This is a genomic window from Bartonella sp. ML70XJBT (assembly GCF_028618425.1).
Classification (GTDB): Bacteria; Pseudomonadota; Alphaproteobacteria; order Rhizobiales; family Rhizobiaceae; genus Bartonella.
Map to the genome: position 1 here is coordinate 28645 of NZ_JAQISX010000013.1, position 15537 is coordinate 44181.

The window sequence follows — 15537 nt, forward strand, 5'->3', positions numbered from 1 at the left end:
CCGGCACCACCATTATATTTGCCATCCCCCAATATTGTGACAGGCTTTAGCATTTGAGATGGTTTTGATTGATTCAAGATATACAGACCTAAAATAAGAGAATCCTAAAGTATAAAGGTTCTCATTCAAGTTGAAGAACCTTGGATTATCTTTAAAATCAACGTATTGCATACAAAAAGTATTCTCTCTCATAAATCGTTTGAATAGATGGGAAGAGGACAATATTATGCAGAAATGAGCAAACTTATTCTTTTATAAGCGCAGTTCCACCGATTGTCATATTATTGATTCGCAGATGAGGTTGCCCAACACCAACAGGAACATTTTGCCCTGCTTTTCCGCACATACCAATACCATTATCCAGTTTACTATCATTTCCAATCATAGTAATACGTTTCATAGCATCCGGTCCATTTCCAATAAGAGTTGCACCTTTGATTGGTGCTCCAATTTTACCATTTTCTACTCGGTATGCTTCAGTACATTCAAAGACGAATTTTCCAGAAGTAATATCCACTTGTCCTCCCCCAAATGAAACAGCATAGATACCACTTTTAAGGGAAGAAATGATTTCTTCAGGTGTTTTATCGCCTCCTAGCATGATTGTATTGGTCATTCGTGGCATTGGGGCATAAGCATAGGATTCACGCCGTCCATTTCCAGTTGATTTACTTCCCATAAGTCGTGCATTAAGCCTATCTTGCATAAAACCAACGAGTTTTCCATCTTCAATAAGAACGTTATATCCTGAAGGGGTACCCTCATCATCAATAGTTAGAGAGCCTCGGCAATGAGGAATTGTTCCATCATCAACAACTGTCACACCTTTTGCGGCAACTTGTTGTCCTAAAAGTCCAGCAAAAGCAGATGTTTTTTTGCGGTTAAAGTCGCCTTCTAAACCGTGACCTACGGCTTCATGAAGCATAACACCAGGACATCCATTGGCTAAGACAACATCAAATGTTCCTGCAGGTGCTGCTTCTGCTTCTAAATTTGTTAAAGCCATACGTAAGGCTTCATCTGCAGCTTGCTTCCAATTATCTTCACAAATAAATTGGTTAAATGCTTGTCGCCCCCCACATCCATAAAAACCATTTTCACGTTTATTGCCTTCAGCTGCAACCACAGATATAGAAAGCCGTACAAGAGGACGAATATCGCGAACCAAGTATCCATCTGCACGTAAAATTTCGACATGTTGTAGTGAGCCAGAAAGAGAAACAGTCACTTGATGCAATTTATCGCTTTTTGCCCTTAAATAAGCATCAATTTTTTGCAAAAGAGCACTTTTTTCTTCGAAGGATGGAGCATCAAGGGGATTATGCGGTTGATAAAGTCTCTTATTTGTTTGTTGAGGAGCTATGCTATAAGGTCCAGCGTGATTATTATAGGTAACAGCTTTAGCTGCTTCACAAGCGCGATTAAGTGCAGCAGCTGATAATTCGCTAGAATGTGCATATCCAGTCGCTTCTCCAGCCACGACACGCAGACCAAATCCCATATCTTGATGGAAAGAGCCGTTTTTAAGTTGTCCATTATCAAATAAAAGGGTTTCACTTTCTTTATACTCGAGGTAAAGTTCGCCATCATCCGCATAATGAAGTGCTTCCTGTACAATTGATTGTACTCTAGAGGAAGCAATATCAAAATGATCAATCAGCGATTTCATAAGAGTTATCCTATTTTTATTGGGGGCTTAGAAGATTTTTATTGATCTAATTCAAGAAGTTCTCAAAATAGATGGTGAAACTTTAATCATCCCATGTGCGTTGATTTTCCATGTACGTTGATTTCATTCATGTGGGTAAAGTTGCATAGGCATCGCCAAGACCATGTAGGTCAACGAGGCCTCCAATTCCTTGTTCAGGGGTCGTAAAGACAAAATAGGTTGCCATTTTTCCTTTTAAAAAGAGTTGTAATATATCGTCTTTAAGAAAAGCTTCAGCAACACAATTATCACCAAGACAACGACGATATTCCATTCTTCCCATATTTTTACCGTCAATTTTAATTCCAACGCCAGGACGTAATTCAACGCGAATCGGAACAAAAACACGCATTAAAGCCCCTTGCTTTTGAGGAAGTTTATAAAATGTAACGCGCAAGGTAATATCATGACGCCCCTGTGTATGGATGTTTTGTACAACTTCACACTGCATATTAGGTGTCCCTGGTGGGAGAGCACAAACCTTTGTCCATGCACCATAGGTTTGTGGAGCGGGAACATTTTGCGCATAGGGCGTTTGTGCAAAAGCATGATTGATCAAACTGCTAAAAAGTGTGTGAAGAACAGCACTAATAAAAAAAACTTTTTTGAGTAATTTATAAAGTATCACAAAAAAAATCCTATTCGATTCAACATATACACAATCATGCATAGATTTACATAAAAAATGAATCCCCCACATAAAACCTATAACACAAAACTAGTATTTACCAAATATAGTCACCTCTATGCAAGAAATAAAGGAAAATGAGAAGAAAGAGCATTTTATAGGAGATAAATTTTAGCATGGTTTTATGATGTTTGGTAGAATACATTTTTATGATAAGTTTGTAATGTAAGAGAAAATGTTGATTGAAAAAATATATTTTTGTTGCAAATATCCTATCTATTTTTAGGGGATGCGTACAAGAAGGGGTATGCTATATTTTCTTTTCTCAAAAATACGATTGGTCTTAAGGGATCATTCTCATACGCTAGATAGTAAGATAGTATTTGCCAAATAATATTTGTTTGTGAATGATGAAAATAGAAAAGGGTTTTGAGTGGAATGTTTGTTTCAGGAGAGTTATCGGTTGCGAATGGTAAATCAATGCCACCAAAGTCCAGTATCGGTGATTATATCACATTATTAAAGCCCCGCGTTATGTCACTTGTGGTCTTTACGGCGCTGGTTGGTTTAATGGTGTCTCCCCTTCCCATTAATCCGTGGTATGGTTTTTTAGCAATTTTATGTATTGCTGCTGGCGGCGGCGGTGCGGGAGCACTGAATATGTGGTATGATGCTGACATTGATGCCGTGATGGAACGGACCAAAAAGCGCCCTATCCCTATGGGTAAAATCAGCTCCCAAAAGGCATTTATTTTTGGCATGATTTTGTCTCTGCTTTCAGTTTTGGTTATGGGAAGCTTCATTAATTGGTTTGCGGCATTTTTTCTTGCGTTTACAATTTTCTTTTATGTCGTTATCTATACAATCTGGTTAAAGCGTATCACACCACAAAATATTGTTATTGGTGGTGCTTCTGGAGCTTTTCCACCAATGATTGGATGGGCTGTAACAACAGGGACAGTAAGTTTTGATAGTTTTTTATTATTTTTAATTATTTTTATGTGGACTCCCCCTCACTTTTGGGCTCTTTCTCTCTTTTCATCTCTTGATTATGAGGCTGCAGGTATTCCGATGATGCCTAATGTACGAGGTGAATACTCAACAAAAAAACAGATCTTATTTTATACTATTTTGATGGTACTATGTGCCGCTTTCCCCTATTTTACCGGTCTTGGCGGAGTTTTTTATGGTATCTTCTCGACAATTTTAGGCATTATTTTTATTTATTATGCCTATCGTTTGTGGAAAGCTGATACCCATGACGAAACTATTTTGATGGCCAAAAAGACGTTTTTCTTTTCGTTACTTTATTTGGCTGCGATCTTTGGAGCTCTTTTAATTGAATCTCTTATTTAGCATTTTATTGACCTTTAGGAAAATAAAGTGAAAAAGTAAATTTTAAAAAAGCTTTTCTACAAGAAAATGTTGTAAGAACACACTCACTATAGAGTGCGTTCTTATGCAAAAGATGATATTGCACGTTTTTTTAAATATTGCTTATTCATATACAATGATAGCTTGTTTAAATATGAGACTAAAGCTGATGAAGGATGATTTATGTCTGGACTTCCCCCTTTAACGATACGTCTTTGTGGTCCACGTGGATTTTGTGCAGGGGTTGATCGTGCTATCCAGATAGTTCTCCTTGCATTAAAAAAGTATAGTGCTCCCGTATATGTTCGTCATGAAATTGTACACAACCGCTATGTGGTTGAGGGATTACAGCAAAGGGGAGCTGTTTTTGTTGAAGAGCTTGATGAGATTCCAGAGGAACATCGTGGTCAACCGGTTGTTTTTTCTGCCCATGGTGTACCAAAATCTGTCTCAGAAGAGGCACGACGTTATAATTTGTTTTATCTCGATGCAACGTGTCCATTAGTTTCGAAAGTTCATAAACAAGCAATACGGCATCAACGTCATGGTCGTCATGTAATATTGATTGGTCATGCTGGTCATCCTGAGGTTATAGGGACAATGGGACAGCTTGAAGAGGGGGCTGTAACGCTTATTGAAACGATAGAAGATGCTTTATATTATCAACCAAGTGATCCAGATAAATTAGGATTTGTTACACAAACAACGCTTTCTGTTGAAGATACAGCAGGAATTCTCAATGTATTACAACAACGTTTTCCTACATTAGTAGCCCCAGCGGCTGAGTCAATTTGCTATGCTACAACGAATCGACAAGATGCGGTTAAGGCAGCAGCAAAGGGGAGTGATTTGTTTTTGATTGTTGGAGCGCCAAATTCTTCTAATTCACGACGTTTGGTAGAGGTTGCCAAAAAGTCTGGTGCACGGCAAGCCATTTTAGTTCAGCGTGCTGATGAAATTAATTTTGAAAACCTAAAAGCTCTTTCTGTTGTTAGTCTTTCAGCAGGGGCTTCGGCACCTGAAATTATTATTGATGAAATTATTTCAGCGTTTCGTGCGCGTTATGATGTGACCATAGAATTAGCTGAAACAGTGGTCGAAACGGAAAGATTTTTAGTGAGTCGTGAATTACGTGACGTCATTTTAACACCTCAAGATATGGCATTTGTGAATGGTCAAACAAATAATGAAAAAAATGAAAATAAAAATACAGACCTGTCTACAACGAAAGCAGAATAATGGCCGTTTATACAGAAATTCATCCAAGTGATTTAAAAACATTTTTAACACGTTACGCAATAGGATCACTTTTGTCTTATCAAGGGATAGAGGAAGGGATTGAAAATTCTAATTTTATGCTGGAGACAACACAAGGGCAGTTTATTTTAACACTTTATGAAAAGCGTATTTCAAAAGATGATTTACCTTTTTTTTGTCGCTTGATGCAGCATTTGGGGCAACGTGGAATTTCTTGTCCGCAACCCGTTATTCAAAATGATGGAACGATGATCGGTGAACTAGCAGGACGTCCTGCTGCTATTATTACTTTTCTGGAAGGAAAGTGGGTCCGACAGCCTGATATAGGTCATTGTGGCGAAGTAGGTATGGGGTTAGCGCAATTGCATTTAGCAGGGCAGGATTTTACACTCAGTCGTAAAAATACGCTTTCTATTATGGACTGGCAGGACTTATGGCAACGTTGTCAAATCACAGAAGATGCATTGTTAAAAGAGTTTGGACAAAAAATTGAGTCGGAATTGGCTTTTTTACAAGAAAATTGGCCATTCAATTTACCAACAGGCATTATTCATGCAGATTTATTTAATGATAACGTCTTTTTTGTGAATCATCGTCTTTCTGGTATAATAGACTTCTATTTTGCTTGTAATGACTTTCTTTCTTATGATTTAGCGATTTGTTTAAATGCTTGGTGCTTTGAACCTGATCATTCCTATAATCTTAAAAAAGCACGTAAATTAGTGGAAAATTATCAAAAAATAAGACCCTTGATCCCTTTAGAATTGGACAAGATTATTTTATTGACTCGCGGTGCGTCTTTACGTTTTTTACTCACACGTCTTTATGATTGGTTTAATACACCGCTTGGTAGCTTGGTTATTAAGAAAGACCCATGGGAGTATTGGCACAAACTGTGTTTTTTCAGTAACGTAAATTCGCTAAGTAAATTAGGCTTTTAAATTTCATGGCTCGTCAACAAAAAATCGTTGAAATTTATACAGATGGTGCTTGCTCAGGAAACCCTGGAGTTGGAGGCTGGGGAGCAATTTTACGTTGGAATGGTCATGAACGTGAGCTTTATGGCGGTAAGGCTCATACAACAAACAATCAAATGGAACTCATGGCCGCAATTTGTGCATTAAAGGCGCTTAAAGAGCCCTGTTTGGTCGATCTTTATACAGACTCAGTTTATGTGCGTAACGGTATATCTAAATGGATTGAAGATTGGAAAACGAATAATTGGCGTACCGCATCAAAAAGTCCTGTAAAAAATATGGAGCTATGGCAAGCTCTTGAGGGTGCTTGTTCTTGTCATACAGTCAGATGGCACTGGGTAAAAGGTCATGCGGGACATCCAGAGAATGAACGTGCTGATGCTCTTGCTCGCAAAGCAATTGCGCAATATCGCGAAAATGGGCGTTTTCCAGAATAATTAGTTGTTTAAGAAACTTTCCTCTTTTATCATGGGATAGCAAGAGGCTTTGATTGCGTATGGAATATAAATGTTCCACTTAAGGCGTGATCTTTAAAAGAAATTGTATAAAAAATTTTATGGTTGTTTTTTTCTGGTACGAAATAGAGTGGAGCGCTAAAGAGTGTATATTTTGCATTCTCACTGATTTTTTTTGCTACTCCAATTTGCATTTCTCCTCCATCTAAAAAGAAAGAGCGAGGCATGGTTTTATTGTTATTTTGTATTTTTATCAGAAGGGTATTATTGTTTTTTTCGGCACTTATTTTTAGGGCATTTTGCGTCATGTGCGGCAAAGAATCTTGAGCTTTTTTTAACAAGGAGATGGGCAGAGGTTTGTTTTTAAGAGCAGATGACAAAAAATCAAAGTTAACAGTCAAAGGAAGACAGATTTTATGGCATAATCCAAGAGTGAAAGTACCGCTTAAATTTTTGCTTGAAGAAGATAGATTAAAGGATAATACCACTTTATCTTTATAGCCTAATGACCAATCATTTTCTGTTTCAAAAAGCTGTGGAGTAGGGTAAAAAATTTCATAAGAAACTTGTTGGTTGAAATTAAAAAAAGGTGCCATTCCTGAATTACCTGGATTACGCCAGTACGTTTTCCATCCTGGTTTGAGCACAATTTCAATAAAGCCTTCTCTCACTTCAGAAAGAGAAGGTTCAGTGATTGCTAATCGAATACGCCCCCCCTCTGTTTCATACCAAGAGGTTGAGAAAAGCTTGAGTTTTTCTTCTGTTTGAGCATTTACAGAAATGTTAAGTAATTCTAAAACTATGAATGTTAAACTTAAAGTAACGAAAAGCTTTTTATAAAAGAAAGTTGCGATATTTTTTAAATTTGTAAATATGTGACTTTTTTTCATTGGAGTTTTATTTTCCTAGTGTACTAAATGGACGAACTTTTATCATGTAAATTATGGAGAATAACAGATTAATGAAGCAGTGTAATGGCTTTTTGGGTGGACAATTACTCATAGCAATGCCTGGGATGAATGACAAACGCTTTATTCGTTCTGTTGTTTATATCTGTGCGCATTCTGATTCTGGGGCGATGGGCATTATACTCAATCAATTACATCATATTGATTTTCCAGAGCTTTTGCTTCACCTTGGTGTGATAGACAGTGGGCAAAAAAAACAGCTTTCTGAACCAATAAAACAATTTCCAGTTCGCTATGGTGGTCCTGTTGATCCTTCGCGTGGTTTTGTCCTTCATTCAGATGATTATGCTTGTGAAGAAACTGTTTTTATTGCAGATAAGGTCTGTTTTACGGCGACAATTGATATACTAAAAGCGATCAGTTGTGAACAAGGTCCACAACATGCACTGGTAGCATTAGGTTATGCTGGATGGAAAGCGGGGCAACTTGAGGCAGAAATTTCTACAAACGGTTGGTTAATCAGTTCGACATCACCTAGTTTTCTTTTTGAAAGTGATTTAAGTTGCAAGTATGATAAAAGTTTAACACGCATGGGGATTGATCCAATCTATCTTGCTTCTGAAATGGGACACGCGTAGAGTTTTTTTCTGAGCTTTTTAACTTTACACGTTATTCTATCCCTTATGTTTTTATTTTAAGGAAATATTCCTCAGTACGCCCAAACTCATTTCGCGATGGCATTTATGAGTGGTTTTACAGTAAATCCACTAAGACTCCCATCTTTAAGCTTGTAAGGCAATAAGCTGGGTACTATCGTTATATTTGTAGTCCTTAATGTTGCAACAGCGCTTGGCAGTTAAGACTTTTCATAAAAAGGCATTTTCTCCCTTTTTTAAAGAGTTATTTCTTCACCTAGGCTCTCCTTACTTGTGATAAGTCAAGCGAGTAGTTTTGATTGATTCAACATGAGAGCAATTTTGAAATAAGAGAATTTTATGGTATTCAGAGTTTTAATTCAAGTTGAATAAGGCTAACTTATTATTATAAATCAATATGTTGGCTTATAAGGGAAATGGCTTTGAACGAGAGTAATTAATTCTTCTATAGCAATTGGTTTCGTCACAAGTGTGCTTTGAACATATTTACAGCCTTCTTGACGGAGGAAGATTGCTTCTTTTTCATTTTCAACACCTTCTGCGATAATTTGTAAGTTAAGATCTATCGCCATATTAATGATAGATTTGAGAACGAGCTTCTTCTTGAGAGAGTCGATTGAAATAAGTGAACGATCAAGTTTAACCATATCAAATGGATAACGCACAAGATAGGTCAGTGATGAATAACCTGTTCCAAAATTATCGAGTGCGAGGTTCATTCCAAGTGTTTTAATTTGTTCGAGAAAGTGCGCTGATTGTTCAGGATTGTTTCTTAAGACAAATTCAGATATTTCAATCATCAAACGCCCTTTGTGGAGCGGATGGCGAAGCAGAGCGGCACGCAATTGACTGATAAAGCGAGGATGAATCATCTCTGCGCTTGGTAAATTAATTGAAATAAAGAAAGATTGTTGAGAAAATTTTTCTTCTACATTTATAAGATCGATAATAGCATTATCAATGATAAATTGTGACAAATCCATAACGATTTGTTCGTTTTCTACGATCTTTATGAAATCAGAGACATTTAATTTTCCATAAGTTGGATGATGCCATTCCACAATTGTTTCAAAACCAATAATATGTCCGTCTGATAAATTAAGAATAGGATGGTAGAGAATTTTCATCTCATGACGCTTTATGGCATAATGAATATCTTTTTCCAGGATATTCTGCACGAGACCCAAAGTGCGAAAATTAGGACGAAAAGGTTCAATATGATTTCCCCCCATTTGTTTTGCACGAATCATTGCTAATTCACTATCATTAAAAATATCTTTAGCCGTTGATCGGCTTTCACTCCATGTAACCAATCCGATAGACGTTGAAAGAATTATTTTGTTTTCTGAAAGTGAAATAGGTGCTGAAATTGTTTTGTGCAAATTATCCGCAAACGTTGCAATTTTTTGTGGTTCAGTCTCACTGAGTAAAATAATTGCAAAACGGTCTGCTGAAAGGCGCGATAAGGTATCTTGAAAGTTAATAAGACGATTTAAACGACGGGCGATTATAAGAAGTACAGTATCCCCAACGGCTATGCCTAATTTACGATTAATTTGGCGAAAATTATCAAAATCAATCATAAAGACGGTCGGTCTAATTTTAATATTTGCTTTCGCTAAAGAGGTATAATTTTGTAGCCTATCAAAGAAAATTTGTTGGTTAGGAAGACCAGTTAAGCTGTCGTGGATCGCATCATGCAATAAGCGTTCTTCAGATTTTTTATGGTTTGTAATATTGACAATGGTTCCAATGACACGTGTGATTTTCCCGTCTTTTTGCATTGCTGGCCGTGCGCGAAGAGAAAACCAATGATAATAACCACCACCAGAAGAGAGCCGAAAAATTTGATCAATTCGCCCTTTTTTATTTTTAAGAATGATATCCAATACGGCTTGAAAGCGTTCACGGTCATCATAATGCAATGCTGAAATCCAGTTGCGCATAGTTCCATTAAGGTTTTGAATTTCAGTACCAAAAAGGGTTTTCATATTTGGATGAACAACAATACGATCACGCTCAATATTCCAATCCCAAATAATATTTCCAGCTCCTTTTGCTGCGAGAACTTGCTGTTCAAGGTCGGAAAATATTCCTTCATGGAAAGCGTCATTAGAAAAAGTTTGTTGTAGAACAGTAAAGCTAATGAGAAGAACAATGAGCACTAATCCTCCTGCTAATGCTGGTTGGATAATATCATTGTTTAAATGTCCTGCTATGCAGGCATAGGCTCCCACACACCAAAAGCTAATAAGCAACCATGTTGGGATAAGCATAATGGCGCGGTCATAACTTCGGATTGAAAAATAGATGATTAACAGTATACCCAGTACAGTGGTAAGGCCAAATGATAGACGGGCAATTCCTGCTGCTCTGACTGGATCATAAATAGCAAAGGCTCCTAAACTGCAAAAGGCAATAATCCAGGCGATAGCACCATAACTAAAATGATAATGCCAGCGATTAAGATTGAGATAGGTAAAAAGAAAAATGAAGAGTGTCGCAGCTAGTGCTACTTCTGTACCTGCACGCCAGATTGGTTGTGTTGTGAGTGTAACTGCAAAGAATTTATTTAAAAAGTTGAAGTCAATACCAATGTAAAAAAGCACAGCCCAAGCGACAGCAGCTGTTGCAGGAAACAGCCCTGTTCCACGGACAACGAAGAGAACGGTTAACAAAAGCGCTAAGAGACCTGATATCCCAAGAAGAATACCGTGATAAAGTGTATAAGAATTAATGGCGTCCTTATAAGCTTCAGGTTGCCATAAATAGATTTGTGGTAGATTTTCAGAGTTAAGTTCGGCTACAAATGTAATAACAGCACCCGGATTGAGAGTAATATGAAAGATATCAGAGTTCATACTCGGCTGACGATCGAGAGAAAAACCTTCACTTGGTGTTATAGATTGAATCCGTTCTGATCCAAGATCTGGCCAAAAAAATCCGGAGCGAGCCATGCGGTAATGAGGTGCAACGATGAGACGATCGACTTGTTCATCTGTTGGATTTGCAAGAGAAAAAACTGCCCAGTTTCCGGAAAATTTTTCGCTTTTTGCCTGCACTTCAATACGCCATACAATACCATCTGGTCCTGGTGCTGTGCTTGTTTGAAAAATAGAATTGTTTGTATGATGAATCTCAATTGCTTTTGAGAGATCAAGAGCAGCATCTTGAGAAGAAATCTTAACAGGTTCAATAGCGTGTGCTGATGTAAGATGGACAAAAGAACTAACGACGATAATGAAAATGATGTCAATTATTTTACGCAAACTCTTCACAATGTCCCACTCTCAATATTTTAGGATGTTTAATTTTCATTTAGATTTTTGAGAAAAAACGTCCACCTTTTATCATTTATTTATAGAATAAATTGTGATCACTTCCTCTTAAAGTTATATGATTTTATATACAAATAGACCACATACCCATTTGCTTCCATGAAATTTGAAGTGAATGAGATTTCATATTTTAGAAGTATAAAATTATACCATGATTTTCTAAATTTCATGGATATAAACTTTACTTACTAGAATCTCTATCACATGAAGGAGGAATTGGATAGTTTTGTACGCCTCTTTGCCCAATATTTCCAAAACTTATTTAATGAAAAGAGTTTTAGTGGTAATTTTTATGATAGAATATATTCATACTCATTGTGATGGTTCTTAAAAAAAAACAGTTTTTTACTTTAGCTTATATGAAAGAGCTGATGTTAAGTCATCAAAATTCATAAGAGGGCCTACAGGTCCGACAGCAGTAAGTGTTGGCGTGGAATTTGTAAAAAGGCGATGCGCTAAATCAGTTAATCTTGTAGGTGTGATGAGATTGAGGCGTTCAATTGTTTCCGATATTGAAATGGGACGACCGTAAAGAAGTATTTGGCGAGCAATGAGATGTGCTTGACTAGAAGGATTTTCCTGTGACATTGTTAGATTAGCACGATATTGCGTTTGTGCTCGTTGGAGTTCATTAGTGTGAATGTTTTTGCTTGCTTTGGAAAGTTCATCAAGAATCACAGGTAGAAGTTTTTTGAGCCCTTCTTGTCCAGTCGCTGCATGAACACCAAAAAGTCCAATATCTGAAAATCCCCAATGAAAAGCATAAATAGAATAACATAATCCACGTTTTTCTCTTACTTCTTGAAAAAGACGTGAGGACATTCCTCCACCAAGAATGATTGAAAGAATTTGGGTTGCATAAAAATCACGTGCGTGATAAGCACGTCCTTCAAATCCTAGGACAACTTGCGTGTCCATTAAATCCCGATATTCACGAAAGTCGCCACCAACATAATTTGCAAGATTAGGAAGCGAGGCGGTTGAATGGGGGCGAAAAGTGCCAAGACGACTTTCAACTTCTTTTAAAAAGCTTTCATGTTTTACAGCGCCTGCCGCAACGACAATCATACGATCTGCACTATATTGTTGATTGATGAAATCATGAAGATCAGCAGATGTGAATGATTGAATAGTTTTAGCTGTTCCTAAAATAGAACGACCAAGGGATTGATGACGAAAGGCTGTTTCTGTAAAGTGATCAAAAACAATATCATCAGGTGTGTCATGGGCGGCACCAATTTCCTGAAAAATAACTTGTTTTTCTCGTTCTAGTTCGTCTTCGTCAAATTTTGAATGCATCAAAATATCGGCTAAAATGTCGATAGCGAGTGGGATATCGTTTTTAAGGACACGTGCAAAGTAAGCTGTCGTTTCAATACTGGTTATGGCATTGATTTCACCGCCAACATCTTCAATATCAGTTGCAATTTGAAAAGCGGTACGGTTTTCAGTTCCTTTAAAAGCCATATGTTCAAGCAGATGGGCAATACCATGCTGTGTGAAGGTTTCATTGCGTGAGCCCACTTTAACCCATATTCCGAGTGCGACACTATCAATCTGTTGCATTGTATGTGTGGCGATCGTCAAACCATTACTAAGGCGACAAACTTCTACATCCATGTATTTACGACTCCATTAAACAAGCTAAAGATCTAATTATTAAGGATATTAGAATATTCTTGATTTAAATTAATGCAGCTAACTTTAATAAGATGCACGCGATTTTAAAGAAATATAATCTTTTACTATTTTTTCATCATTAGCAAGACTTATGAAGTGTTCTTCAGCTTCCATGACATCACTAAGATGAGATGGCCATGAGGCATGAAGTCCGCAAGCATTTTTAATCGTATCAGGAAATTTAGCAGGATGAGCCGTGCCAAGAACAATCATTGGAATATGCGGTTTTTTATTTTCGCGCGCTACTTTGAGGGCAATGGCTGTATGTGGATCGATAAGATAGCCACTTTCTTTATAGACACGATCAATTGTTTGTGCTGTTTCAGTCATGTTACTTTTTCCAGCGGAAAAGAGAGAACGAATATTTTTGAGTTGCTTTTCATCAAGGGTGAAAGATCCCATTTTTTTCAAGTTTTCCATTGCATTGCAAATTCCCATTGGGTCACGATTACTGCTTTCAAAGAGTAAACGTTCAAAATTAGAAGAGACTTGAATATCCATAGAAGGTGAAGTGGTATAGACGATTGGTTGTGTTTCGTAAGTACCGCTGATCAATGTACGTGTAAGGATATCATTCTCATTTGTTGCAATAACCAGTTGAGCAATGGGTAAACCCATACGCGCAGCGACATAACCTGCAAAAATATCACCGAAGTTTCCAGTAGGAACAGTAAATGAAACAGCTCTATCAGGAGCACCTAAAGAAAGTGCAGATGAAAAATAGTAAACAATTTGCGCCATGATACGCGCCCAATTTATAGAATTAACACCTGAAAGGGCTCTTTTTTTACGAAAATGATGATCATTAAACATTGCTTTGACAATAGCTTGGCAATCATCAAAACTTCCTTCAATGGCAATGGCATGAACATTTGTACTTTGATTGGTTGTCATTTGTCGTTGTTGAACAGGTGACACACGCCCTTTAGGAAATAAAATAAAAATATCTGAGTGTTCCTTTTCCGCAAAAGCTTGTATCGCAGCTCCCCCTGTATCACCTGATGTTGCAGCAATAATTGTTGCACATCTATTTTTTTTAGTCAAAATATAATCCATCAGTCGAGAAAGAAACTGCATTGCCACATCTTTAAAAGCTAAAGTAGGCCCATGAAAGAGTTCAAGAATAAACTCATCTGTTCCAGTTTGTTGTAACGGACAGATTGCTGGATGATGGAAGGTTGCATAAGATTCAGTAATCATATTCTCAAAAGCTGTATACTCGATCTCATTATTTACAAAGGGCCACAGAACTGTTTTAGCAATCGTTGTATAAGACTGTCCACGAAGTGCGCGTAACGCATCAAATGATATTTGCGGAAATTTATCAGGAAGATAAAGTCCACCATCACTTGCCAGTCCTGTCATGATCGTTTCCGTAAAGCTTAAAGCAGGAGATTGCCCTCTCGTGCTGATATATTTCATAAGTTTTATCCTTTTTTATTTCTGGCAAATTGATAGAGTTATTTATTTCATGTTTTTCATAATATTTAAATTATTAAATGGATAGAAGCTTATTTTTTTCCTTTTAACTCAATAATAAAAGAAAAATGAAAGAAATGATTTTAAACATTTTTATTTTTGAGATATAAAGCTCAAATGTTCACAAAAAAACCTGTTACAGTTAGAAATTTTCTCTCTATTATTTATTCAGTTAAATTTACAAGCGTATCTTCACTTATCGTATCTTCCTGAATAATAAAATCAAATAGATAGAATGGTATTTATTGAAGAACCTTTTTATAAAGCTCAATTATCCAGAGCTATTTTATGCTCTTCTATTTTGTAACAATTAAATTCGCTAAAATGAATCTTGAAATGATAAACCTTAGAATTAACACTGGAAAACCTATAAGGTAATTTTATGGCATTTCGTGCGAAAATCTATATTTTGAATAATCTTCGTTTAGCTTAATTTATCAGCTTATGTACGAATAGGTATTATAAATAAGTATTATATTTGTGTCATACAGTATGATAACCTAAAACTTATCCATAGAAAGCATAAAAACAGCCTGCCAAATAATGGAAAGCAGGCTGTAAAATGTTCCTATTTTAAAGAGAGAAAATAATTGAATATCTTTGAATTATTTGCCTTTAATTTTTCCGATTGCCCATCCGATTATTCCGCTAAATATAGCCATGATAGACCCTGTAAAGAATCCAAAACCCAAAGAACCTACTGTAGAAAAAATACCTATAGTAATGGGTTCAAACACTTTCTCAAATTTTCCTTCAATGGCGGATTCACTTTTTGCGCCATGAGTAAAATTTGGAACATAAAAAGTAGCGAGACTGATAGCTTTTTTCTTTCCTTGTTCCATGAGAGAAATAGTTTCCCATTGAGCATCATTTTTCAAATAATTGGCATGAACATTTATAACTTGTGAAAATAAAAAAGCAATCACTATTAAAATATTTAATACATAAGTTTTCAATACTTGAAGCATCATTTATCACCAATACTTTTATTTTAATCAAAATTGAATAGATGCATTGATAGAATAAGTGTACATTAAGAGAAATATAAGTATTTACTTTTCATACTTAATGGGATAA

Annotated in this window: 12 protein-coding genes; 5 read left to right on the top strand and 7 right to left on the bottom strand. The window is 36.5% G+C overall.

Features of this window, described 5'->3' with window-relative positions; all coding sequences use genetic code 11:
- Nucleotides 1–244: 244 nt before the first annotated feature.
- Together tldD and PVV65_RS06140 are read right to left on the bottom strand one after the other, a co-directional pair.
- Nucleotides 245–1669, bottom strand: coding sequence for a metalloprotease TldD (tldD, locus tag PVV65_RS06135; RefSeq protein ID WP_273789582.1), 1425 nt, complete (start codon nt 1667–1669; stop codon nt 245–247).
- Nucleotides 1670–1796: 127 nt separating this feature from the next.
- Complete coding sequence (locus PVV65_RS06140) at nt 1797–2378, bottom strand: invasion associated locus B family protein (RefSeq protein WP_273789583.1); 582 nt, start codon at nt 2376–2378, stop codon at nt 1797–1799.
- A gap of 396 nt (nt 2379–2774) precedes the next feature.
- Between PVV65_RS06140 and cyoE the strand changes: the two genes are divergently transcribed.
- The 4 genes from cyoE (at nt 2775) to rnhA (ending at nt 6381) form a co-directional block, all read left to right on the top strand.
- Nucleotides 2775–3692 (top strand): heme o synthase, encoded by a 918-nt coding sequence (gene cyoE, locus PVV65_RS06145; RefSeq protein WP_273789594.1) that lies wholly within the window; start codon nt 2775–2777, stop codon nt 3690–3692.
- Nucleotides 3693–3893: 201 nt separating this feature from the next.
- Nucleotides 3894–4949: a 4-hydroxy-3-methylbut-2-enyl diphosphate reductase gene (ispH, locus tag PVV65_RS06150; RefSeq protein ID WP_273754756.1), complete on the top strand. Its 1056-nt coding sequence runs from the start codon at nt 3894–3896 to the stop codon at nt 4947–4949.
- On the top strand, nt 4949–5908 hold the full coding sequence (locus PVV65_RS06155) for a homoserine kinase (RefSeq protein ID WP_273789584.1): 960 nt from the start codon (nt 4949–4951) through the stop codon (nt 5906–5908). Before ispH ends, PVV65_RS06155 begins: the two co-directional genes overlap by 1 nt.
- A 5-nt stretch (nt 5909–5913) precedes the next feature.
- Nucleotides 5914–6381: a ribonuclease HI gene (gene rnhA / locus PVV65_RS06160; protein ID WP_273754753.1), complete on the top strand. Its 468-nt coding sequence runs from the start codon at nt 5914–5916 to the stop codon at nt 6379–6381.
- 29 nt (nt 6382–6410) lie between these two features.
- Here the strand turns inward: rnhA and PVV65_RS06165 are convergent, their stop codons facing one another.
- Nucleotides 6411–7289 (bottom strand): protein-disulfide reductase DsbD domain-containing protein, encoded by an 879-nt coding sequence (locus tag PVV65_RS06165; RefSeq protein ID WP_273754751.1) that lies wholly within the window; start codon nt 7287–7289, stop codon nt 6411–6413.
- Nucleotides 7290–7360: 71 nt separating this feature from the next.
- Here PVV65_RS06165 and PVV65_RS06170 point away from each other — a divergent pair, with 71 nt between their 5' ends.
- Nucleotides 7361–7945, top strand: a complete 585-nt coding sequence (locus PVV65_RS06170) for a YqgE/AlgH family protein (RefSeq protein WP_273754750.1) — start codon at nt 7361–7363, stop codon at nt 7943–7945.
- A 410-nt stretch (nt 7946–8355) separates the two neighbouring features.
- On the opposite strand, the gene PVV65_RS06175 is transcribed toward PVV65_RS06170, so the two are convergent.
- The 4 genes from PVV65_RS06175 to PVV65_RS06190 all read right to left on the bottom strand — a co-directional run bounded on the left by PVV65_RS06175 (nt 8356) and on the right by PVV65_RS06190 (nt 15428).
- A complete protein-coding gene (locus tag PVV65_RS06175; RefSeq protein WP_273789585.1) occupies nt 8356–11241 on the bottom strand; it encodes an EAL domain-containing protein in 2886 nt (961 codons plus the stop codon).
- Nucleotides 11242–11646: 405 nt separating this feature from the next.
- Nucleotides 11647–12921 (bottom strand): pitrilysin family protein, encoded by a 1275-nt coding sequence (locus PVV65_RS06180; RefSeq protein WP_273754747.1) that lies wholly within the window; start codon nt 12919–12921, stop codon nt 11647–11649.
- Nucleotides 12922–13005: 84 nt separating this feature from the next.
- The gene (gene thrC, locus PVV65_RS06185; protein ID WP_273789586.1) at nt 13006–14403 is read right to left on the bottom strand and encodes a threonine synthase; all 1398 of its coding nucleotides are present in this window, start codon (nt 14401–14403) and stop codon (nt 13006–13008) included.
- 662 nt (nt 14404–15065) lie between these two features.
- Nucleotides 15066–15428, bottom strand: coding sequence for a hypothetical protein (locus PVV65_RS06190; protein WP_273754880.1), 363 nt, complete (start codon nt 15426–15428; stop codon nt 15066–15068).
- Nucleotides 15429–15537 lie beyond the last annotated feature (109 nt).